Source organism: Streptomyces sp. NPDC001599 (genome assembly GCF_042893535.1).
Classification (GTDB): domain Bacteria; phylum Actinomycetota; class Actinomycetes; order Streptomycetales; family Streptomycetaceae; genus Streptomyces.
In genome coordinates this window covers 251,962-274,308 of record NZ_JBIAVA010000007.1, presented here as the reverse complement: position 1 = coordinate 274,308, position 22,347 = coordinate 251,962, and the positions used below count along the sequence as shown (strand labels likewise).

General features: G+C 71.5%; 17 protein-coding genes. 5 read left to right on the top strand and 12 right to left on the bottom strand.

From position 1 onward, the window contains the following. Positions 1–163: 163 nt before the first annotated feature. The 3 genes from ACFYZ3_RS20165 to bldG form a co-directional block, all read right to left on the bottom strand. Entirely contained in the window at positions 164–2,548 is a 2,385-nt protein-coding gene (locus tag ACFYZ3_RS20165) for a sodium-translocating pyrophosphatase (protein ID WP_388519332.1), read from the bottom strand. Between the two features lie 362 nt (positions 2,549–2,910). After that, positions 2,911–3,342: an ATP-binding protein gene (locus ACFYZ3_RS20160; RefSeq protein ID WP_164419823.1), complete on the bottom strand. Its 432-nt coding sequence runs from the start codon at positions 3,340–3,342 to the stop codon at positions 2,911–2,913. A gap of 110 nt (positions 3,343–3,452) precedes the next feature. Further along, positions 3,453–3,794 carry an anti-sigma factor antagonist BldG gene (bldG, locus tag ACFYZ3_RS20155; protein WP_003975386.1) on the bottom strand — a complete coding sequence of 114 codons (342 nt, stop codon included), beginning with the start codon at positions 3,792–3,794 and terminating at the stop codon, positions 3,453–3,455. 82 nt (positions 3,795–3,876) lie between these two features. On the opposite strand from bldG, the gene ACFYZ3_RS20150 reads away from it, so the two are divergent. After that, complete coding sequence (locus ACFYZ3_RS20150) at positions 3,877–6,369, top strand: DEAD/DEAH box helicase (RefSeq protein ID WP_388519328.1); 2,493 nt, start codon at positions 3,877–3,879, stop codon at positions 6,367–6,369. On the opposite strand, the gene ACFYZ3_RS20145 is transcribed toward ACFYZ3_RS20150, so the two are convergent. The 7 genes from ACFYZ3_RS20145 to ssd form a co-directional block, all read right to left on the bottom strand. After that, a complete protein-coding gene (locus tag ACFYZ3_RS20145) occupies positions 6,296–6,778 on the bottom strand; it encodes an Rv3654c family TadE-like protein (RefSeq protein ID WP_388519325.1) in 483 nt (160 codons plus the stop codon). The genes ACFYZ3_RS20150 and ACFYZ3_RS20145 overlap by 74 nt on opposite strands. A 179-nt stretch (positions 6,779–6,957) precedes the next feature. Further along, positions 6,958–7,371 (bottom strand): TadE family type IV pilus minor pilin, encoded by a 414-nt coding sequence (locus ACFYZ3_RS20140; protein WP_388519323.1) that lies wholly within the window; start codon positions 7,369–7,371, stop codon positions 6,958–6,960. Between the two features lie 49 nt (positions 7,372–7,420). Then, positions 7,421–7,648 (bottom strand): DUF4244 domain-containing protein, encoded by a 228-nt coding sequence (locus ACFYZ3_RS20135; protein WP_388519320.1) that lies wholly within the window; start codon positions 7,646–7,648, stop codon positions 7,421–7,423. A gap of 80 nt (positions 7,649–7,728) precedes the next feature. Then, positions 7,729–8,532: a type II secretion system F family protein gene (locus ACFYZ3_RS20130; RefSeq protein WP_388519317.1), complete on the bottom strand. Its 804-nt coding sequence runs from the start codon at positions 8,530–8,532 to the stop codon at positions 7,729–7,731. Beyond that, a complete protein-coding gene (locus tag ACFYZ3_RS20125; RefSeq protein WP_388519623.1) occupies positions 8,529–9,446 on the bottom strand; it encodes a type II secretion system F family protein in 918 nt (305 codons plus the stop codon). Before ACFYZ3_RS20125 ends, ACFYZ3_RS20130 begins: the two co-directional genes overlap by 4 nt. A 35-nt stretch (positions 9,447–9,481) precedes the next feature. Then, on the bottom strand, positions 9,482–10,654 hold the full coding sequence (locus tag ACFYZ3_RS20120) for a TadA family conjugal transfer-associated ATPase (RefSeq protein ID WP_388519314.1): 1,173 nt from the start codon (positions 10,652–10,654) through the stop codon (positions 9,482–9,484). Between the two features lie 314 nt (positions 10,655–10,968). Continuing rightward, entirely contained in the window at positions 10,969–12,168 is a 1,200-nt protein-coding gene (gene ssd, locus ACFYZ3_RS20115) for a septum site-determining protein Ssd (RefSeq protein ID WP_388519312.1), read from the bottom strand. 613 nt (positions 12,169–12,781) lie between these two features. On the opposite strand from ssd, the gene ACFYZ3_RS20110 reads away from it, so the two are divergent. Continuing rightward, complete coding sequence (locus ACFYZ3_RS20110) at positions 12,782–13,639, top strand: HAD family hydrolase (RefSeq protein WP_388519310.1); 858 nt, start codon at positions 12,782–12,784, stop codon at positions 13,637–13,639. Positions 13,640–13,957: 318 nt separating this feature from the next. On the opposite strand, the gene ACFYZ3_RS20105 is transcribed toward ACFYZ3_RS20110, so the two are convergent. Next, the gene (locus tag ACFYZ3_RS20105; protein ID WP_388519307.1) at positions 13,958–14,782 is read right to left on the bottom strand and encodes an oxidoreductase; all 825 of its coding nucleotides are present in this window, start codon (positions 14,780–14,782) and stop codon (positions 13,958–13,960) included. Between the two features lie 111 nt (positions 14,783–14,893). Between ACFYZ3_RS20105 and ACFYZ3_RS20100 the strand changes: the two genes are divergently transcribed. Then, entirely contained in the window at positions 14,894–15,874 is a 981-nt protein-coding gene (locus ACFYZ3_RS20100) for an ATP-binding protein (protein ID WP_388519304.1), read from the top strand. 51 nt (positions 15,875–15,925) lie between these two features. Here the strand turns inward: ACFYZ3_RS20100 and ACFYZ3_RS20095 are convergent, their stop codons facing one another. Next, entirely contained in the window at positions 15,926–17,221 is a 1,296-nt protein-coding gene (locus ACFYZ3_RS20095; protein ID WP_388519301.1) for a hypothetical protein, read from the bottom strand. A 255-nt stretch (positions 17,222–17,476) separates the two neighbouring features. Here ACFYZ3_RS20095 and ACFYZ3_RS20090 point away from each other — a divergent pair, with 255 nt between their 5' ends. Continuing rightward, positions 17,477–19,975 (top strand): SulP family inorganic anion transporter, encoded by a 2,499-nt coding sequence (locus tag ACFYZ3_RS20090; RefSeq protein ID WP_388519298.1) that lies wholly within the window; start codon positions 17,477–17,479, stop codon positions 19,973–19,975. 262 nt (positions 19,976–20,237) lie between these two features. After that, a complete protein-coding gene (gene acs / locus ACFYZ3_RS20085) occupies positions 20,238–22,193 on the top strand; it encodes an acetate--CoA ligase (protein WP_388519295.1) in 1,956 nt (651 codons plus the stop codon). Positions 22,194–22,347: the final 154 nt, after the last annotated feature.

Here is a 22,347-nt window from a genome sequence, read left to right as displayed (position 1 = left end):
CGTTATGACGGTATTGAAGCCATTTGCACCAAGAGAGAGAAGGCTCACGGTGAGACGGCGCACGCGGGCGCGAAACGGGCGGACGACGCGTCAACACGCGCCGTCCGCCCGTCCCTTGAGCGGTGTATGGACCGACTCCGTCTGGTGCCCCGGAGAGCGGAGGCTACGAAACCACCGCCGGATCGGCCGACTTGGGCTCCGGGTCGGCGTCGTCCTCGTCGCCCATGGCGATCCCGCGCCGCTTGGACACGTAGACGGCCGCCGCGATGACGGCGAACGCGACGACGGCGATCAGCACCCGTACACCGACGCTCTTGTCGGCTCCGTAGGAGAACTTGATGACCGCCGGCGCGATGAGCAGCGCCACCAGGTTCATGACCTTCAGCAGCGGGTTGATCGCCGGACCCGCGGTGTCCTTGAACGGGTCGCCGACCGTGTCGCCGATGACGGTGGCGGCGTGGGCCTCGCTGCCCTTGCCGCCGTGGTGGCCGTCCTCGACGAGTTTCTTGGCGTTGTCCCAGGCGCCACCGGAGTTGGCGAGGAACACCGCCATCAGCGTCCCGGCGCCGATCGCGCCCGCCAGGAACGCGCCGAGCGCGCCGACGCCGAGCGTGAACCCGATGAAGATGGGCGCCATCACGGCGAGCAGCCCGGGCGTGGCGAGTTCCCGCAGGGCGTCCCTGGTGCAGATGTCGACGACCTTGCCGTACTCGGGTTTCTCGCTGTAGTCCATGATTCCGGGCCGTTCCCGGAACTGCCGTCGCACCTCGTAGACCACCGCGCCCGCCGACCGCGACACCGCGTTGATCGCCAGCCCCGAGAAGAGGAAGACGACCGCCGCGCCGGCGATGAGCCCGACGAGGTTGTTGGGCTGTGAGATGTCCATCATCAGGTTCATCGGCGCGCCCTCGCCGCTGAGTTTCTCGCCCACGTCCGCCGCGCCGGTGGTGATGGCGTCGCGGTACGACCCGAAGAGGGCCGCGGCGGCCAGTACGGCGGTGGCGATGGCGATGCCCTTGGTGATGGCCTTGGTGGTGTTGCCGACGGCGTCCAGGTCGGTGAGCACCTGGGCACCGGCGCCCTCGACGTCGCCGGACATCTCGGCGATGCCCTGCGCGTTGTCGGCGACCGGCCCGAAGGTGTCCATGGCGACGATCACACCGACCGTGGTGAGCAGACCGGTGCCGGCCAGCGCCACCGCGAACAGCGCCAGCATGATCGACGTACCGCCGAGCAGGAAGGCCCCGTAGACGCCGAGGCCGATCAACAGGGCGGTGTAGACGGCGGATTCGAGGCCGAGCGAGATCCCGGCGAGGACGACGGTGGCGGGACCGGTAAGCGAACTCTTCCCGATGTCCTTGACGGGGCGCCTGGTGGTCTCGGTGAAGTAGCCGGTGAGCTGCTGGATCAGGGCGGCGAGCACGATGCCGATCGCGACGGCGACCAGCGCGAGGATCCGCGGGTCGCCGCTCTTGCCCGCGATCGCCGCGTCGGTGACACCGTCCAGGTCGGCATACGAACCGGGCAGATAGACGAAGACGGCGACCGCCACAAGGACCAGCGAGATCACCGCGGAGATGAAGAAGCCCCGGTTGATCGCGCTCATGCCGCTGCGGTCGGACCGCCGCGGAGCCACCGCGAAGATGCCGATCATGGCCGTGAGCACGCCGATCGCCGGGACCAGCAGCGGGAACGCCAGCCCGGAGTCGCCGAAGGCCACCTTGCCGAGGATCAGCGCGGCCACCAGGGTGACGGCGTACGACTCGAAGAGGTCGGCCGCCATGCCCGCGCAGTCGCCGACGTTGTCGCCCACGTTGTCGGCGATGGTCGCGGCATTGCGCGGATCGTCCTCCGGGATGCCCTGCTCGACCTTGCCGACCAGGTCGGCGCCGACGTCGGCGGCCTTGGTGAAGATGCCGCCGCCGACGCGCATGAACATCGCGATCAGCGCGGCACCGAGGCCGAAGCCCTCCAAAACCTTCGGCGCGTCGGCCGCGTACACCAGCACCACACAGCAGGCGCCCAGCAGGCCGAGCCCCACCGTGAACATGCCGACGACGCCGCCCGTGCGAAACGCGATCTTCGTCGCTTTGTGTGAGACGAGAGTGAGATCCTTTTCCGGTTCGCCGGGGGCCGGTGTCGCTTCCCGGGCCGCCGCGGCGACGCGCACATTGCTGCGCACGGCGAGCCACATGCCGATATAGCCGGTGGCCGCCGAGAACGCCGCGCCGATCAGGAAGAAGATCGAACGTCCGGCACGTTGATTCCAGTCGTCCGCGGGCAGCAGCATGAGCAGGAAGAACACGACGACGGCGAATACGCCGAGCGTGCGCAACTGCCGGGCCAGGTAGGCGTTCGCGCCTTCCTGGACGGCCGCCGCGATCTTCTTCATGCTGTCGGTTCCCTCGCCCGCCGAGAGCACCTGGCGCACCAGGACGCCGGCGAGCACCAGCGCTGCCAGTGCGACAACCGCGATGACCGCGACCAGGGCGCGGTTCCCGTCGGTCAGCACGGCGGCCGCGAGATGAGAGGTAGGAAGCTCCGCCATTCGTCCTCCTTGACGCTTGGGCTGAGCTCAAGATGTGGACGGGATTGTAGGTACCGGAAGCCGATCAAAACAGTGCACGACAAAAGGAATTGCTCTGTCAACCACAAAGGGACCGGAAGTAGTAATGGCCCTCCGGCATTAATGTCGTGATCCGCTCGTTGATCCGCTCGTTGATCCGCTCGATGATCCGTTTCAAGAACGGCTTGGTGATCAATTCTCCGTGCGATTGATCGTGAAAGAATTCACTTAACGCCCGCACGGCACCAATGTATGTCCGCGCACGACAAAGGGCCCCACCAGGTGGGGCCCTCCGGGTGACACAGTGGTGAAGTGCGGGGGTGACGCGGGGGTGACGCGGGGGATCAGATCGGCGGCAGCACCGCCGGCGCGGTGGGCCAGGTCATGCGGATCAGTCCGCCGTCCTCGCCCGCCGAGACCTCCACGTCGTCGACGAGTCCGCTGATGACCGCGAGACCCATCTCGTCCTCCTCGGCCTCCAGCTCGTCGGCGGCGTCCCCCGAGGTCTTGACCCCGGGGACCGCGTGCGGCGCCTCGTCACCGACCTCGATGGAGAACTGCTTCTCCTCCTCGATCAGCGACACCTTGACCGGCGCCGTGATGCCGACGTGCTGATGCAGGCCCACGGCTCGGGTGCAGGCCTCGCCGACGGCGAGCCTGACCTCGTCGAGGACGGCCTCGTCCACTCCGGCCCTGCGCGCCACCGCGGCCGCCACCAGACGGGCGGTGCGGACGTGCTCGGGCAGCGCGCTGAAACGGAGTTCGACGGTGGCCATGCATCCCCCTCGGAACTGCGGGCGTGCTTTCGAGGGTCCGGGCCGCCGACAGCCCGGACCCCCCTCGTTCTACTTGCTGTCCCGGGCCCCAAGAGGCCCGGGACCGGTCGTCAGTCGGTGGCCGCCACCGCTTCCTCGACCGAGGTGTGAATGGGGAACACCTTGGTGAGGCCGGTGATACGGAAGATCTTGAGAATGCGCTCCTGGTTGCAGACCAGCCGCAGCGAGCCCTCATGGGCACGCACCCGCTTCAGTCCACCCACCAGCACGCCGAGCCCTGTGGAGTCGAGGAAGTCCACGCCCTCCATGTCGACGACGAGGTGAAAACTCCCGTCGTTCACGAGCTCGACCAGCTGCTCACGCAGCTTGGGCGCGGTGTATACGTCAATTTCGCCACCGACCTCGACGACCGTACGATCGCCGACGGTACGGGTCGACAGGGACAGGTCCACGGATCCTCCAGCACCTTGCTATCGAGCGGTCGTCCATCGGGACACCTCGGCTTGAAGCCCCCAGGACGGTTCGCCAGCCGCGATGGCATTCAATCACTTACCGGCAGGCGTGCACGACGCCTTGGTCCCATTGTCCGTCACGCCAGTGACAGACTCGGTGCCGATGGCCAAGAATCACCGACCCGATCGATCCCCGGCGGAGCCCGGCTCCCGGCCGGAACCGGGCATGCTCCTGGACCGGCTCGCCGCGGGACCGAGCCGGGCTGCGCGCATCACTCATACGGAGCACTTGCCCCCGCGTGCGGGCCGTCATGCCGTCTGGCCGGACCGGATTCGGCCGGAGGTCCTGGCCGCGGTGCGGGCCGCGGGAATCGAACACCCCTGGGCCCACCAGGCACGCGTGGCCGAGCACGCCCTGGACGGAGACTCGGTGGTCGTCGCCACCGGCACCGCGTCGGGCAAGTCCCTGGCCTATCTGGTGCCCGTCCTGTCGGCCCTCGTGGACGGTTCCGAGGCGCCCAACGGGCGCGGCGCCACGACCCTCTACCTGGCCCCCACCAAGGCGCTGGCAGCCGACCAGTGCCGGTCGGTGAAGGAACTTTCACAACCTCTCGGGACTTCCGTGCGGGCCGCGGTCTACGACGGCGACACGCCGTTCGAGGAACGCGAGTGGATCCGCCAGTACGGAACGTACGTCCTGACGAACCCGGACATGCTGCACCGCGGCATCCTGCCCTCCCACCCCCGCTGGTCGTCGTTCCTGAAGGCTCTGAAGTACGTCGTCATCGACGAGTGCCACACCTACCGGGGCGTCTTCGGCTCCCACGTCGCCCAGGTGCTGCGCAGACTGCGCAGACTGTGTGCGCGCTACGGCGCGTCGCCCGTGTTCCTGCTCGCCTCCGCCACCGCCGCCGAACCCTCGGCGGCGGCCCGCCGGCTCACCGGTCTCCCGGTGATCGAGGTCGCCGACGACGCGTCACCCCGCGGTGAACTGGTGTTCGCCCTGTGGGAGCCGCCGCTGACCGAACTGGAGGGCGAGAAGGGCGCACCGGTCCGCCGTACGGCCACCGCGGAAGCCGCCGACCTGCTCACCGACCTCACGGTGCAGGGCATGCGCTCGATCACCTTCGTCCGCTCCCGGCGTGGCGCGGAGCTGATCTCGGTGATCGCCCAGGAACGTCTGGCCGAGGTCGACCGCTCCCTGGCCGGGCGCGTGGCGGCGTACCGCGGCGGTTACCTCCCCGAGGAGCGCCGTGCCCTGGAACGCGCCCTGCACTCCGGCGACCTCCTCGGCCTGGCGGCGACGAACGCCCTGGAACTCGGCCTCGACATCTCCGGCCTGGACGCCGTGGTGATCGCCGGGTACCCGGGCACGCGGGCCTCGCTGTGGCAGCAGGCGGGCCGGGCCGGCCGGGCCGGGCAGGGGGCGCTGGCCGTGCTGGTCGCCCGTGACGATCCGCTGGACACCTTCCTCGTCCACCACCCGGAGGCCCTCTTCGACCAGCCGGTGGAGTCCACCGTCCTCGACCCGGACAACCCGTACGTCCTCGCCCCCCACCTGTGCGCGGCGGCGGCGGAACTGCCGCTGACCGAGGAGGACCTGAAGCTCTTCGGCCCCGCCTGCGAGGAGCTGCTGCCCCAGCTGGAGGCGGCGAAGCTGCTGCGCCGCCGGACCCGGGCCTGGCACTGGACCCGCCGTGAGCGGGCCGCCGACCTGACGGACATCCGCGGCGAGGGCGGACGCCCGGTACAGGTCGTCGAGGAGGGCACGGGCAGGCTGCTGGGCACCGTGGACGCCGGTGCCTCCCACACGGCCGTCCACGAGGGCGCCGTGCACCTGCACCAGGGGCGCACGTACCTCGTCCGCTCCCTCGACCTGGAGGACTCCGTCGCGCTGGTCGAGCAGGCCACCCCCGCCTACTCGACGGTGGCCCGCGACACCACGGCGATCTCGGTCCTGGAGACCGACGTCGAGGTCCCCTGGGGCGACGGGCGCCTCTGCTACGGCTCCGTCGAGGTCACCAACCAGGTGGTCTCCTTCCTGCGCCGGCGCCTGATCACCGGCGAGGTCCTGGGCGAGACGAAGCTCGACCTCCCTCCCCGCACGCTGCGCACCCGCGCGGTGTGGTGGACGGTCACCGAGGACCAGTTGGACGCGGCCCGGATCAACCCGGAGATCCTCGGCGGGGCCCTGCACGCCGCCGAGCACGCCTCGATCGGCATGCTGCCCCTGTTCGCGACCTGCGACCGCTGGGACATCGGCGGCGTGTCGGTCCCCCTGCACCCGGACACACTGCTGCCGACGGTCTTCGTGTACGACGGCCACCCCGGCGGCGCGGGCTTCGCCGAGCGGGCCTTCCACACGGCCCGCGACTGGCTCACCGCAACCCGCGAAGCCATCGCCTCCTGCGAGTGCGACGCGGGCTGTCCGTCCTGCATCCAGTCCCCCAAGTGCGGCAACGGCAACGATCCACTGCACAAGCGGGGGGCGGTACGGCTCCTCACCGTGCTGCTGCGGGGGGCGGCGGAGGCAGGACCGGCGGAGCAGCCGGAGCAGCCGGAGCAGCCGGGGTAGGCGGGGCAGGCGGGAGGGGCCGTGCGGACGGCGGGGGCAGTGCGGACGGCGGCGGCTGTGCGGGCGCACCCGTTTCGAGCGGGGCGGGACCCGCCCTCGCCCGGACCTCCACCGTGAACGGCCCTCTGCCCGAGGCCGCCGTCACGTCCGAGATCTGACCGGTGAGCACGCAGCGCACCAGCCGCACCTCCTGCGCCCGCGCGACCCGCCCCGCCCTTTCGCACGCCGCGGTGGCGCCCTGCGCCCAGTCGTCCGCCGCGGCGAGGGCCGCCAGATCGGCGCCGCCCGCCGCGCGGTGCCGGGCCACGACGGCCTGCCCCAGGGCCAGCACGATGCCGAACACGAAACACAGAACGGCGATGACGGCCACGCTCCACACGGTCGCCGACCCCTGGTCGGAGGCGCTCACGGCTCGCCTCCCACCGGCGCCGTCCCTCGCGGCGCCGTCCTCACCGGTTCCGCCGCCCTTCACGGCTAAGCCTCCACGGAGTCTGCCCCTTACGGCTCCGCCTCCACCGATTCGATCCCTCACGGCTCGAACCCCACCGCCTCGGTCCCTCACGGCTCGAACCCCACCGGTTCGGTCCCTCACCGTTCGTCCCTCACCGGTTCCGTGGCCGTCGGCTCCGTCCCCACCGTCTGCTCCACCGAAGCCACGGCTTCCTCCCGTACTTCGAACGGCAGGCCCTGCAGAGCGGGTGGCTCGGCCACCACGACCACACGTACCAGGCCCGCCTCCCGGCTCACCGCGACCCGCGCTCCACGTGGTGCCGCCTCACGGGCGAGCTCGACGACCGCGTCTTCCGGGTCCTGTCGTGCCGCCGCGCGGGCCCCCGCCCGGGCCGCGTCCACGCACTGGATCTGAGCGGCCACCACGAGCAGCCCCCACACCAGCGCCATCGCGAACACCACCAGCACGGGAAGCACCACGGCAGCCTCCGCCGTCACGAATCCGCTGTCCGGCCCGGTGCTCGCCCGGGCGGCGTCCGGTGCGCCGCGCATGCGGCGTCCGCATGCACCGCGGACCGGCGTCCCGGCTCTCACCGCCCTTTCACATCCGCGCATTGAGAGCCCCCTTCACGATGCCCTGCAGCTCCGCGCTGACCGTGCCGCTCGTGACGACCTTGTAGAGGACCACGGCGAAGGCCACCGCCGCGACGATCCCCATCGCGTACTCGGAGGTGACCATTCCGGTGTCCCGCCGCGCGGCCTGCCGGCGCACCGCCCCGAGTACTCCGCCCACCAGGGCACCCAGCCGTGCCCGCACCCTCTGATACATCGCAACCCCCGTAAGGCTCGATTCCGTTGCTCGCTTGCTCATTCGTTGCTCGACTGCTGCTCGTCCGACGCCCCGATCCGTCAGCCACCGCCTCCCCCGCGACCGAGCACCCCGCCGGCCAGTCCGATGACCACCGGCAGTACGCCCACCGCGATGAACGCGGGCAGAAAGCACAGCCCCACGGGCGCGGTGACCATGACGGCCGCTCGACGGGCCCGGACCGTCGTGGTGCGGGCCCAGTCGGCACGGGCCTGGGCGGCCAGGCGGGCGACCGGGCCCGCCGCGGGCAGACCGGACACCTCGGCCCGCTCCAGCAGCCGCGCCAGGGGCACGGCCCCCGGGACGGCGGCCAACCCCCTCCAGGCACCGTCCGGTTCGCCGCCGAGGCGCACCTCCGCGGCACCGCGCCCCAGCGCGTCCCCGACCGGTCCGCCCAGGGCCTCGCCGACCGCCCGCGCCGCCGCCACCGGACTCGCGCCCGCCGCGATGCAGGCCGCCAGCAGATCGGCTGCCAAAGGCAGTTGGCGGGCGGCCTGCGCGGCGGCGGCCTCCGCCGCCTCCGTGCCCGCGGCCGAACGCCGGGCATTCCAATGCCACAGTCCGAACGCGCCCACCAGCCCCACCAGGACCCCGACCACACCGCCGACCAGGGCCCAACCGGCGCCCACCGTGCCGACCAGCGGCAGCCACGGGCGCAGGGTGCTCAGCGCTTCGGCGCGTCGCACGGCGGACCGGACCGACGCCGGCCGCGGTGCCAGTAGGCCCCCGAGCCGCCTGCGCAGTGCGCGGCCCCGTCGCGCGGCACCGAGACCGCGCGTCAGCCAGCCGACGACCAACACCATCGCCACCGCTGCCCCCAGCCTGTGGACAAAGTCGCCGTTCACGAAGTCGCCTCCGCTCCGCGCACGATCCGCGTCACCCACCACACTCCCAGGCTCTCCAGGACCCCGCCGACCAGCAGGCAGCCCAGCCCGGCACCGGTGTGCAGCAGCACGTGCAGAGGATCGGACCCGAGGGCGACGCCGAGCAGGAGGCCCAGGACCGGAAGGCCGGCAAGCATCACGGCGGTGGCCCGGGCGCCGGCCAATTGGGCGCGCAGGTCCGCGCGCTGGTCCCGCTCGGCACGCAGCGCGCCCTCCAGCCGGTCGAGACCGGCCGCGAGCCCCGCGCCCTGATCGACCGCGACCCGCCAGCACGCCGCGAGCCCGCGCAATCCCTCGGCGCCGGGCTGCCCGGCCGCCAACGCCAGCGCCCTCGGGACGTCCCCGCCGAACCGGGCCGCCGCAACCACCGCCGCCTGCGCCTCACCGAGCCCGCCGGAGTCGTGCGCGGCGCACAGGAGCGCCTCGCCCGGTTGCCGCCCTGCCCGCACTTCCCCGGCGAGCGTCCCGCACAGGGCGATCACCGCGTCCTGCCGACGCTCCTTGTCCCGCCGCTCCCGACCGGCCAGCCGCGTCCGCCGCAGCGCCGGCACTCCGGCCGCCCCCGCGACGACCGGCAGCACCGAGGTGCCCAGGATCGCCAGCACCAGCCCGGCGGCCAGTGACCACCACTCGGGCCTCAGCCGGCCCCTGAGACGCCGCAACCCGTCCGTCGTCCGACGCGCCGCGGGCAGACCGGCGGCGCGCGTCCCACCAGACCCGTCAGTCCCCCTCGGCCCACCGGTCGCGCGCGTCCGGCCTTCGGCGAGCACCGCCCGCGCTCGCCGTACGCCTGAGTGCCACCCTCCTGCCAACCAGGCGGCCGCTCCCAGGCACACCAGGATCGCGCCCGTCGACAGCTCACCCGTCCCCGGCATGCCCGTCACCGGCGTGCCGGTCACCGTCATGCTCATCACCTCCGCGCCTCCCGTCCGACCGCCCGCTCTTCGATTCCCGTGCCGCGCAACAGCTCCCGCAGCCGCTGCCAGCCGCGTTCGGCCACGAAGGCCTCCGTCCCCCATCGCAGCGCCGGTACCGTCCGCACCAGCCCCGACGGGTCCCGCTCCAGTACGTGCACCTCGGCGATCCGGCGCCGTCCCGCGCGGTCACGGACCAGGTGGAGGACCACCGAGAGGGCCGCCGCGAGCTGGCTGTGCAGAGCCGCACGGTTCAGGCCCGCGGTCGTGCCGAGCGCCTCCAGCCGCGCCGGTACGTCGGCGGCGGCATTGGCGTGGACCGTCCCGCACCCGCCTTCGTGACCCGTGTTCAACGCGGCGAGCAGGTGGACCACTTCGGGACCCCGCACCTCACCCACGACCAGCCGGTCCGGCCGCATGCGCAGCGCCTGGCGCACCAGGTCCTCCAGGGTGACCAGACCCGCGCCCTCCTGATTCGCCGGTCTGGTCTCCAGACGGACGACGTGCGGGTGGTCGGGTCGCAGTTCCGCCGAGTCCTCGGCCAGCACGATGCGCTCGTCCGGTCCGACCAGTCCGAGCAGGGCGCTGAGCAGCGTCGTCTTTCCACTGCCGGTACCGCCGCTGACGAGGAAGGACAGCCGGGCCCGCAGCAGGGCGCGCAGCACGCGGTCACCGCCCGGCGGCACGGTGCCCGCCGCCGCCAGCTCGTCGAGGGTGAAGGCGCGCGGCCGTACCACCCGCAGGGCGAGGCAGGTGCAGTCGACGGCGACCGGTGGCAGCACCGCGTGCAGCCGAGTGCCGTCGGGCAGCCTGGCGTCCACCCAGGGCCGAGCGTCGTCGAGCCGGCGCCCAGCGACGGTCGCGAGGCGCTGCGCGAGCCGCCGCACCGCCGCCGCGTCGGGAAAGGAGACCGGTGCCAGCTCCAGGCCGCCGCCCCGGTCCACCCAGACCCGGTCCGGGGCGGACACCAGCACATCGGTCACCGAGGGGTCGGCGAGCAGCGGCTCGAGCGGTCCGCTGCCGACCAGTTCCGACCTGAGCTGTTCGGCGGCACCGAGGATCTCGGCGTCCCCGAGCACCCGACCCTGCTCCCGCAGTGCCTGCGCCACTCGCGCGGGCGTCGGCTCCGCCCCGCTCTCGGCGAGCCACCGCCGCACCCGGTCGAGCATCCCGGGAGGGGCGCCGAGGCCGTTCTGCGCGGACGGCGCCGTAGACCGCAGGGAGCCCTGCGCCTGCGTCCGCGCCGGGCCGGAAGCCGGTCCCGTTCCCACAGGCGTTCCGGCGGACTGCCGGATCACCCAGCCCGGAACCGCCCGTGTGTCCGGTCCATCAGGTGTCCCTGGGGTCCCAAGAGCCCGGCCGCCCGTCCCCTCCCCCTGGGCCGCCCCCGCGGGCCTCCCCGGAATTCCGACCCGCTCCACCGCAGCCGACATGTCCGTCTCGACCCCCCTTCCACCGCTCACCGCCGGCCCGGCCACGCCCCTCACGAGCCGCTCCCGCCGCGCCCGTCCGTCTCCGCCAGCGCCCGTTCCCAGAACTCCCGGCAGAAGCGCGCCAGCGGGCCGCGGGTGGGTGTGCCCGGAGGGCGTTTGCTCTCCGTGGCCCGCAGGAGGCCGGACTCGACCGGCACTTCGCCGGCCAGGGGAAGGCCGAGCAACCGGGCCACCTCACGGTCGTCGAGTCCGGAGCCGTAAGGTCCGCGCACCGCGACCCGGAGGTCGCGCAGAACCATGCCCACCGCGGCCGCCACCCGGCCCGCCGCCGCGACGGCCCGCAGCTCGGCGGGGACGACGAGGAGCCCGATGTCGAGCTGCGCGAGTACCTCGGCGACGCCGTCGTCGATCCGCCTGGGCAGGTCGACGACGACCGTGCCGCCCCTTCGCCGGGCCGCCGCGAGCACCGCGCGAACGGCCTGCGGCGGTACCGCGACGCAGTCGCCCCGGTCCCAGCTGAGCACCCGTAGCGAATGCAACCGGGGCAGCGACTCCTCCAGGGCGCCGCCGCCGACCCGCCCTCGCGAGGCCGCGAACGCCGGCCACCGCAGCCCCTCGGCCGTCTCACCGCCGAGGAGGACGTCGAGGCCGCCGCCCAGGGGATCGGCGTCCACCAGGAGACTGCGCAGCCCTTCCCGCGCGGAGGTGATGGCGAGCGCGCAGGCCAGTGTGGACGCTCCGGCGCCGCCCCGGCCGCCGATGACGCCGACGGTGAGGGCCGGACGGCCGACGCCCTCGGCGACGTCGGCGATGCGGTCGACCAGCCACTGCTCTCCGTCGGGCAGCATCAGGACGTGGTCGGCGCCGATCTCGACGGCCCGCTGCCAGATCCCCGAGTCGTCCTGGTCACGGCCCACGAGGACCACTCCCCGCCTCCGCACCGCTCCGCGTACCCGCCGCGCCGCGTCGTCCCCTACGAGGACCAGGGGCGCGGTCTCCCATCCGGTCCGCCTCCCGGCCGCCGAGGAGGCGGGCGGCGCCGAGGAAGCCGCCGCCGTCAGCGCCGAAGTCGTCGAAGGAGGCGAAGGCGGCGCCATGGGTACCGAGTGGTGCACCTCCGGCGTGGCGCCCGCTGCCGCGCACAGGCGCAGCAGGTCGTCGAGGAGCTGAGTGTCCTCGGTGACGATCAGGGGTCCGCTCTGCCGCCCTCCGGCTGTGGGCGGCGGGTCGTGCGTGATCGTTCCGGTCATGGTCTTTCCCCCTTCGGCGCGGCTCCCGCGGCCGCGCCCCGCGTCTCGTGGTCTCTCGCGCAGCCCCTGCGGCCCCGCGATTTGCGGCCGCGTGGAGAACCGGAAAGCGGTCCCCGCACGAGCGGTCCACATCACGCGTCCGGCAAACAGATCCGGCCATGGAACTCGGCACGGCCCGGACGCATGGGAATCACGGTGCAGCGATCCGGGAAATCGTGTGGATCTTGGTCAAAAACTGTGGACAACTCGATGGTTGTGAATATCGACTCACTCGAACCGGTGACCCTCCTCCGGTTCCGCTCCACCCCGCGTGCGACTGCCGCAGAGCAGTCCGGTCACTACGCTGTGTAGCGAATCGTGGTCGCGACAACGCCGGGGCCCCGCGCCGCAACGGCACGGGGCCCAGATCGTAAGAAGAGCGGAAAACCCACCCGGACATGCGACGACCCCCGCCGGGGGGGAGAGCGGGGGTCGTCTCCACGGCCGACTCGGGGGGGGGGAGGAGTCGGACCGGGTTAGCACGGTCGCGAACGATCCGTGACTTCCATGGTGTACCCGAGAGCCCTCTCAGGCAAACCCACGCGCCACAGCTTACGCCGAATGGGCTGCGCCTATGCTCAGGGTTGTGGAAAACCACCCCTCGCCCCACTCCGCGTCTCACTCCATGCCCCGCACGGCGGCCTTCTTTGACCTGGACAAGACGGTCATTGCGAAGTCGAGCACGCTCACGTTCAGCAAGTCGTTCTACCAAGGCGGGCTGATCAACCGCAGGGCTGTGTTGCGTACCGCATATGCCCAGTTCGTGTTCCTCGCCGGCGGAGCCGACCACGACCAGATGGAGCGGATGCGCGAGTACCTCTCCGCGCTGTGCCGCGGGTGGAACGTCCAGTTGGTCAAGGAACTCGTCGCCGAGACCCTGCACGACCTGATCGACCCGATCATCTACGACGAGGCGGCCTCCCTGATCGAGGAGCACCACACCGCCGGCCGCGACGTCGTGATCGTCTCGACGTCGGGCGCCGAGGTGGTCGAGCCGATCGGCGAGCTGCTGGGCGCGGACCGGGTGGTGGCGACCCGCATGATCGTGGGTGAGGACGGCTGCTTCACCGGAGAGGTGGAGTACTACGCGTACGGCCCGACCAAGGCGGAGGCGATCCGGGAGCTGGCCGGGTCCGAGGGGTACGACCTGTCCCGCTGCTACGCCTACAGCGACTCGGCGACCGACCTGCCGATGCTGGAGGCCGTCGGCCACCCCCACGCGGTCAACCCGGACCGGGCGCTGCGCCGGGAAGCCCTCGCGCGCGAGTGGCCGATTCTCGATTTCCATCGCCCGGTGCGGCTCAAGCAGCGGATCGGGGGATTCTCCGTGCCCCCGCGTCCCGCGCTCGTCGCCGCCGCCGCGATAGGCGCCGCGGCGGCGACCGCGGGTCTCGTCTGGTACGCGAGCCGACGACGGTCCACGGCGGCCTGATCGAGCCTTTCACCCGCGTATGACCGCAAAAGTAAAGAAGTGCGGCGAGCACTTCCGCTTACTCGGGACCGGTAGTACAAAGGACTCAACGGCCCGCGAGACCAAGGACATCCGAAAGGATCACCTTAAACACGCATTTGGCCCCACGGACCGAGCATGGACACCGGGCACCCACGCGACGTCGACCCGTCGATTACGGGCCAGCCGCACCAGGTCACGGGCGAAGCTCCCGGCCTGATGGGCACATATCGAGGACGCTTGGTAACCGGGTGGTCATGCCAGCGGCGGTACGAACACTCGTACCGCCGCATTTCTGTGCTACGCCGCCCCGCGCTGGAGCGCCTCGCACACCGCCGTCGACTCGCGGGCACCCAGCGCGACAGCCTTGCCGCAGTGGGCGATCCAGGCGGCCATGCCCTCCGGGGTTCCGGAGACGTAGCCGTCGAGCGCCGCCAGGTAGGCCGCCCGCCCCAGCTCGGCGTGACCGACCTCGGCCGGGCACACCGACTTGGGGTCCAGTCCGCTGCCGACCAGGACGATACGCTCCGCCGCGCGCGCGACCAGGCCGTTGTCGGAGGTGAAGGGACGCAGCGCCAGCAGTTCCCCGTGCACCACCGCGGCCGTCACCAGCGCCGGCGCGGAACCGCCGGCCGCGACCAGCGCGGCCAGGCCGTCCAGCCGGCCGTGCGCCTCCTCGGCGTCGGGCAGCGGCAGCTCGACGAGCGGTTCGTCCACCGGCTCGCCGTTCTGGCGGGGCCGTCCCACCTCGTCGGCCTTGTCCGCGGCCGCCACCAGGTGCAGCCGGGCGAGCACGCGCAGCGGCGACTGTCGCCAGATGGACAGCAGCTGCCCCGCCTCGGCGGTCAGCCGCAACGCGGCGCCCACCGAGCGTGCTTCGACATCGCCACTGAAGTCGCTGCGCCGGCGCACCTCCTCCAGGGCCCAGTCCGCCCCGGACAGCGCCGCCGAACCCCGGGCACCGCGCAGTGCCGCCTCGGAGGTGATCTCGTTGCTGCGGCGCCGCATGATCCGGTGGCCGTAGACGCGGTCCACGGCCTTGCGTACGGACTCCACGGACTCGGCCACGCCGGGCAGGTCGCCCAGGGCCGCGAGCGGATCGGCGTTCGCGCCTGTCGTACTCATGAGTAAGACCCTACGCAACCCGGCGCCGTGCCCCACGAATGAGTGGTCTTCTTCACCCCCTACCCGCCCCGCATGCCACCTACAGCTATCGAGCCACTACGCTTGGTGAACATGAAAATTGCTTTCGTCGGGAAGGGCGGCAGCGGCAAGACCACCCTGTCCTCCCTGTTCGTCCGCCACCTCGCCGCCACCGGCGCACCCGTCGTCGCGATCGACGCCGACATCAACCAGCACCTGGGGGCAGCGCTGGGTCTCGACGACGCGGAGGCGGCCGGGCTGCCCGCGATGGGCGAGCACCTTTCGCTGATCAAGGACCATCTGCGCGGCACCAACCCGCGCATCGCCTCCGCCGAGACGATGATCAAGACGACGCCGCCCGGTGAGGGCTCGCGCCTGCTGCGCGTGCGGGAGGACAACCCGGTCTACGACGCCTGTGCCCGGCCGGTGGAACTAGACGGCGGGACCGTCCGTTTGATGGTCACCGGGCCTTTCACGGACGCCGACCTGGGCGTCGCCTGCTACCACTCCAAGACCGGAGCGGTGGAGCTGTGCCTGAACCACCTGGTCGACGCGCGTGACGAGTACGTCGTGGTCGACATGACCGCCGGCTCGGACTCGTTCGCCTCCGGCATGTTCACCCGCTTCGACATCACGTTCCTCGTCGCCGAGCCGACCCGCAAGGGAGTCTCCGTCTACCGCCAGTACAAGGAGTACGCCCGCGACTTCGGCGTCACGCTGAAGGTCGTCGGCAACAAGGTGCAGGGGCAGGACGACCTCGACTTCCTGCGCGACCAGGTCGGGGACGACCTGCTGGTCACCGTCGGGCACTCGGACTGGGTGCGCGCCATGGAGAAGGGCCGCCCGCCCCGGTTCGAGCTCCTGGAGGAAACCAACGGCCGGGCGCTGCGCACGCTGCACACGGCCGCCGACGCGACGTACGAGCTGCGGGACTGGCCGCGATACACCCAGCAGATGGTCCACTTCCATCTGAAGAACGCCCACAGTTGGGGCAACGAGCGCACCGGGGACGACCTGGCGGCGCAGGTCGACCCCGGCTTCGTCCTCGGCGAGGAGGTCGCCGCCCCCGCGTGACCCGCCGGTCACCGCGTCCTCGTGCCTCTCGGAGCGGCCGGCGGCCCGGCCCTACTGCTTGGCGGCCGGCGCCCCGGGCACGCCCTTGGGCGCCGGGGCGGGCGCGGCCGACAGGAAGGACGCCCAGCCCTTCTTCGGAGCCTCACCGACGCCGAGGGTGCGCAGCTTCTTCAGGACCTTGGGGTCCTGGGCGTCCAGCCAGTCCGCGAGTTGCCGGAAGGAGACGCAGCGCACCTCCTCCTTGGTGCACACGGTCTCGACGACCTCTTCCACGGCGCGCATGTAGGTGCCGCCGTTCCAGGACTCGAAGTGGTTGCCGATGATCAGCGGCGCGCGGTTCCCGTCGTAGGCCCTCTCGAAGCCCTTGAGCAGGCTGTCACGCATCTGGTCGCCCCAGAACTCGCGCTTGGCGGGGTCGCCCTGGGTGGCGGTGCCCGACTGGTTGACCATGTAGTTGTAGTCCATGGTGAGCTGCTCGTAGGAGTGGCCGGGGAACGGCACGAGCTGCATCGACAGGTCCCACAGGCCTTCCTTCTTCGAAGGCCAGACCTGGTTGTTCACCCCGCTGCTGTCGTAGCGGAAGCCCATCTGGCTCGCCGCCTTCATGAAGTTCTTCTGACCCTCCAGGCACGGGGTGCGGGCGCCGATCAGTTCCTTGTCGTAGTCGAAGGGCAGGGGCGCCGCGTTCTTCATCCCGGTGTTGGTCTTCCAGGTCTTCACGAACTGCTTGGCCTGGCTGATCTCCTCCTTCCACTCCTCGACGGACCACTCGCCGACCCCGCCGCCGGCGCCGCAGAAGTGCCCGTTGAAGTGGGTGCCGATCTCGTTGCCCTCCTGCCACGCCAGTCGCAGTTGCTTGACGGTGTCGGTGATGCCCTGTTCGTCGTTGAAGCCGATGTCGGAGCGGCCCGGGGAGTGCTGGGGCGGGTTGTACAGGTCCCGCTTCTCGGTCGGCAGCATGTACACGCCGCTCAGGAAGTACGTCATGGTGGCGTTGTTCTCCTTGGCCACTTCACGGAAGTGGGAGAACAGCTTCTGGCTGTCCTCACCCGCGCCGTCCCACGAGAACACCACGAACTGCGGCGGCTTCTGGCCGGGCTTGAGACGTTCGGGCCGGGGCAGGTGCGGCTGAGCCCCGGTGTACGCGGTGGAACCGTCACCGATCAGCCGGACCGCGTTCTTGGGCGCCGGTGCCGCTTTCCCCTTCTCCTTCCCCGGACCTTGCGTCCCTTCGCCGGAACCGGTGCCGTTGTCGATCGCGCAACCGGCCAGCGACGCGGCGCAGACCGCGGCGACCACGGCGCGCGCGGCCGTCTTGCGGGAGGCCATCCTGCGGGTGGCGGCCATGTCCGCCCACCTTCTTCCTTCTCTCGGGCCAACGCCGACTAGGCGATGTCGGGTGCTGAGCCGGGCCGTGCCGTCAGCGCCGTCAAGGTGACACGGAAATGAGAAGGAATTAGTACGACAAGCCGATGAAATAACTGATCCACTCGAATGCGCGGGGCGCTACTCCATTCGCGCTAAAAACCTATGCCTCTTCTTTACTCTGAATTACTCTCTATTTACTCGCTGTAATCGAACGGATCCTCAGGAGACGGGAACATGTCAGCCTGCGTCCCCGCCCGCGCCGATTCGGCCCGGACCAAGCACGTCCACCAGCCCCACAGCCCGCCGCCCAACGGCCCCCGGCGCTTCCGCGTCGCGGGTGCCGACGTCTCGGCCGCGATCGCGGTCTTCCTGATCGCCCTCCCCCTCTCCCTGGGCATCGCCCTCGCCACCGGCGCCCCCCTCCAGGCCGGCCTCGTCGCCGCCGCGGTGGGCGGGATCGTCGCCGGACGGATCGGCGGCTGCCCCCTCCAGGTCAGCGGCCCCGCCGCCGGGCTCACCGTGGTCACCGCCGACCTCATCCAGCACTACGGATGGCGTACGACCTGCGCCATCACCGTCCTCGCCGGCATCGCCCAACTCGGCCTGGGCTGCCTGCGCGTGGCGCGCTCGGCGCTCGCCGTGAGCCCCGCCATCGTGCACGGCATGCTCGCCGGCATCGGCGTCACCATCGCCGTCGCCCAGCTGCACATCGTCCTCGGCGGCACCCCCCAGAGCTCCGTGCCCGACAACCTGGTCGCGCTGCCCGCCCAGTTGGCGAACCTCCACCCCGCCGACCTGGCCGTGAGCGTGCTGACCCTGACCCTGCTGCTGCTCTGGCCCCGCCTCCCCGGCCGGGCGGGCCAGGTCCTGGGCAAGCTGCCCGCCGCCCTGATCGCCGTCGCGGGTGCCACCGCGGTCGCCGCCCTCACCGAACTTCGCCTGCCCAAGGTCGACCTGCCGTCCTGGAGCAGCCACGCCCTGGCCTCGCTGCCCGACGGTCCGGTACTCGGTCTCGTCGCCGCCGTCCTCACCACCACGCTGGTGTGCAGCGTGCAGTCCCTGCTCGGCGCGGTCGCCGTCGACAAGCTGGTCGCCGCCCGGCCCGCTCTGACCGGCCGCGTCAAGCGCTCCAACCTCGACCGGGAGCTGCTCGGTCAGGGCGCCGCCAACATCGTTTCCGGGTCGCTCGGCGGACTGCCCATCGCCGGTGTGGCCGTGCGCAGTTCCGCGAACGTGGCGGCGGGCGCCGTCAGCCGGAACTCCACGATGCTGCACGGCGTTCTCGTAGTGATCGCCGCACTGCTGATGGTCCCGGCCCTGGAGCTCATCCCGCTCGCCTCGCTCGCCGCCCTGGTCATGGCCGTCGGCCTCAAGATGGTCTCGCTGAACCACATCCGTACGGTGACCCGCCACCGTGAGGTGCTGGTCTACGCGGTCACCACCTGCGGCGTGGTGTTCCTCGGCGTCCTGGAGGGCGTCGCCCTGGGCATCGCCGTCGCCGTCGGCGTCGCCCTGCACCGTCTCACCCGCACCCGGATCACCCACGACGACACGGAGGGAGTCCATCACGTACACGTGCGCGGCCAGTTGACCTTCCTCGCCGTGCCGCGGCTCAGCCGGGTCCTGCACCAGGTGCCCCACGGAGCGGACGCCGTCGTCGAGCTGGACGGGTCGTTCATGGACCACGCGGCGTACGAGACGCTGCAGGACTGGCAGAAGACGCACACCGCGCAGGGCGGCTCCGTCGACATCACCGGCCGCCGGCCCGGCACCCGGATCTCCGAACCGGCCGAGGAGGAAGGCTGCCGCTGCCGTCCCTGGACACCCTGGCGCAACCACCAGTGCGAGCGCCCGCCCAAGGCCCCACCACCCGGCACGGACGGGCAGGCAGCCACCGACGGATCCCCCGGCGGGACCCTCGGCGCCGCGACCGGCCCGAACACCACCGGCACGAGAGACACAAGAGGTGCAACAGGTCCGACGGGTACAACAGGTCCAACAGGTGCATCCGGTGCTGCCGACGGACCCACCGGACACGAGCTCGCCCGTGGCATCAGCGCTTTCCATCGCAACACCGGCCCGCTGATGCGCCGTGAGCTGGCCCGGCTGGCCCGGGAGGGACAGCAGCCCTCCCAGCTCTTCCTGACCTGCGCCGACTCGCGGGTGGTCACGTCGATGATCACCTCCAGCGGCCCCGGCGACCTCTTCGTGGTGCGCAACGTCGGCAACTTCGTGCCGCTGCCCGGCGAGGAGAGCGGCGACGACTCGGTGGCCGCGGCGATCGAGTACGCCGTGGACGTACTGAAGGTGCGGTCCATCACGGTGTGCGGGCACTCCGGGTGCGGGGCGATGCAGGCGCTGCTCGGCGCCGAACACGGGGGTGCGCGCACCCCCCTCCAGCGGTGGCTGCGGCACGGGCTGCCCAGCCTGGAGCGCGCCCTGCCGGACGTGGACGGGGACGAGCAGGAGCAGGGGCGCGAGCCCGGTCGCGCCCGCCCCCGGCTGGCCGGACGCGGGGCCGCCGACACGGCCGAGCGGCTGTGCCTGGCCAACGTGGTCCAGCAGCTGGAGCACCTGCGCGCCCACGACTCGGTGGCCCGGGCGCTGGGCGCCGGAGACCTGGAGCTGCACGGCATGTACTTCCACGTGGGCGAGGCCCAGTCGTACCTGCTGTCCGAGGACGCGGAAGGCGGCGTGTTCGAGCTGGTGCGGGAGACGAACCTGACCGCCTGACCGCCCGGGCCGACCGTCCGAGCGGTCCCGGGCAGCCGCGGCGCGGGCGGGTGTGAGCGGCGTTACACACCCTGAACCCCGCGCCGTCGGCGTCCGTGGGTACGGGTGACCACGGACCACAAAGCCACGCAGGAGACACAGCAGGCAGGCGGCGACCCGAACAGGTCTAAACCATTTGCCCGTCGACCCTTGTCATCGGCCCCCCGGGTCTGATGAGCTGTGGCCTGGGACACAACGGACAACCCTGAGAAAGGGAGATGTCGTGAGCAACGAATCCTTGGCCAACCTGCTCAAGGAAGAACGCAGGTTCGCACCCCCCGCCGACCTGGCCGCGCACGCCAACGTCACGGCGGAGGCGTACGAACAGGCCAAGGCTGACAGGCTCGGCTTCTGGGCCGAGCAGGCCCGCCGACTGACCTGGGCGAAGGAGCCGACCGAGACCCTCGACTGGTCGAACCCGCCGTTCGCCAAGTGGTTCAAGGACGGCACGCTGAACGTCGCCTACAACTGCGTCGACCGCCACGTGGAGGCCGGCAACGGCGACCGCGTCGCCATCCACTTCGAGGGCGAGTCCGGCGACAGCCGCGCCATCACCTACGCCCAGCTCAAGGACGAGGTCTCCAAGGCCGCCAACGCCCTGCTGGAGCTGGGCGTGGAGAAGGGCGACCGGGTCGCGATCTACATGCCGATGATCCCCGAGACGGCGGTCGCGATGCTGGCCTGTGCCCGTATCGGCGCCGCGCACTCGGTGGTCTTCGGCGGCTTCTCCTCGGACGCGCTGGCCACCCGCATCCAGGACGCCGACGCCCGCGTCGTCATCACCGCCGACGGCGGATACCGGCGCGGCAAGCCGTCCGCGCTCAAGCCGGCCGTCGACGAGGCCGTCGAGCGCGCCGGGATCGTCGAGCACGTGCTCGTCGTCCGCCGCACCGGTCAGGACGTCGCCTGGGACGACTCCCGCGACAAGTGGTGGCACGAGACGGTCGACGGGCAGTCCGCCGAGCACACGCCCGAGGCGTTCGACGCCGAGCACCCGCTGTTCATCCTGTACACGTCCGGCACGACGGGTAAGCCCAAGGGCATCCTGCACACCTCAGGCGGCTACCTCACGCAGACGGCGTACACCCACTGGGCGGTCTTCGACCTCAAGCCGGAGACGGACGTCTTCTGGTGCACCGCCGACGTGGGCTGGGTCACCGGACACTCGTACATCGTCTACGGCCCGCTCGCCAACGGCGCGACGCAGGTCATGTACGAGGGCACCCCGGACACCCCGCACCAGGGCCGGTTCTGGGAGATCGTGCAGAAGTACGGCGTGACGATCCTGTACACGGCGCCCACCGCGATCCGGACGTTCATGAAGTGGGGCGACGACATCCCCGCGAAGTTCGACCTGTCCTCCCTGCGTGTCCTCGGCTCGGTCGGCGAGCCGATCAACCCCGAGGCGTGGATCTGGTACCGCAAGAACATCGGCGCGGACGCCACCCCGGTGGTCGACACCTGGTGGCAGACCGAGACCGGCGCGATGATGATCACGCCGCTGCCGGGCGTCACGGAGGCCAAGCCGGGCTCCGCCCAGCGCCCGCTGCCCGGCATCTCCGCCACCGTCGTCGACGACGAGGCCAACGAGGTGCCCAACGGCGGGGGCGGCTACCTGGTGCTCACCGAGCCGTGGCCGTCGATGCTGCGCACCATCTGGGGCGACGACCAGCGGTTCATCGACACGTACTGGTCCCGCTTCGAGGGCAAGTACTTCGCGGGCGACGGCGCCAAGAAGGACGACGACGGCGACATCTGGCTGCTCGGCCGCGTCGACGACGTGATGCTCGTCTCCGGCCACAACATCTCCACCACCGAGGTCGAGTCGGCCCTCGTCTCCCACCCCTCGGTCGCCGAGGCGGCCGTGGTCGGCGCGACGGACGAGACGACCGGGCAGGCCATCGTGGCCTTCGTGATCCTGCGCGGCACCACCGCGGAGAGCGAGGACCTGGTCGCCGAGCTGCGCGACCACGTCGGTGCCACGCTCGGCCCGATCGCCAAGCCCAAGCGGATCCTGCCGGTCTCCGAGCTGCCGAAGACCCGCTCCGGCAAGATCATGCGGCGCCTGCTGCGAGACGTGGCGGAGAACCGCCAGGTCGGCGACGTCACGACGCTGGCGGACTCGACGGTCATGGACCTCATTCAGACGAAGCTCCCGGCCGCGCCCAGCGAGGACTGAGCCGGCCACACGCACACCGAGGGCACCCGGCGCCGGACGCGCGCCGGGTGCCCTCGCCCTGTGCGGCGCCCGGGGCCCGGGTAAGCTGGACGGAACGTAAGAGAATCATCAAGATCCTCATGGTGCGCCGGGAAGTCTGGTCGGCATGTGTTCC